The sequence below is a fragment of the Streptomyces africanus genome (assembly GCF_002150735.1).
Lineage (GTDB): Bacteria > Actinomycetota > Actinomycetes > Streptomycetales > Streptomycetaceae > Streptomyces > Streptomyces africanus.
Genome location: NZ_MUKA01000386.1, coordinates 1 through 568 on the forward strand (window position 1 = coordinate 1; position 568 = coordinate 568).

The window sequence follows — 568 nt, forward strand, 5'->3', positions numbered from 1 at the left end:
GCCGCCGGGGCCGGGCAGGTGGCCGGAGCGTTGGGGCGGCTGCGGTGCGACGGACGGCGGGTGCGGCTCGGCGGCCGTCAGGTGCGGGCCCTGCTGGGCGTCACCGGCGTCCTCGCCCTCACCGCCGTCTTCGTCCAGCAGCTCCCCGTCCACCGCCAGGACCGGTCCGCCGCCCACCGCCCGGACAACCTCGCCGTCGTCTCGGCGCTCGCCCTGCGCCAGATGCGCCCCGGCGACCCGGTGCTGTTCGTGCCGTCGGTCGGGAGGCTCGCCGCACTGGCCTACCCGAAGGGGTTCCGGCAGGTCCGGGACATCGCGCTGCGGGAGTCGGCGCCCCGGTCCGGGACGCTGTGGGGGCGTGAGGCGACCCCCGCGGAGCTGCGGCACCGGCTGGCCTCGGTGGACCGCGTCTGGATCGTCGCCGAGGCGTACGCGCTGGATCCGCGCTGGTCTCCGCGCGACCCGGTCGAGCGCACGAAACTGGCCGTCCTGGCGGAGCAGTTCACGGTCCGGGAGGAACACGCCCGGGGCGGGGCGGTGCTGCGCCTCCACGTACGGAGGGCCCCGG

At 77.5% G+C, this 568-nt stretch carries 1 pseudogene; it reads left to right on the forward strand.

Features of this window, described 5'->3' with window-relative positions:
* Window positions 1–568, forward strand: a pseudogene (locus CCL05_RS36920) (glycosyltransferase family 39 protein); the annotation flags it as partial.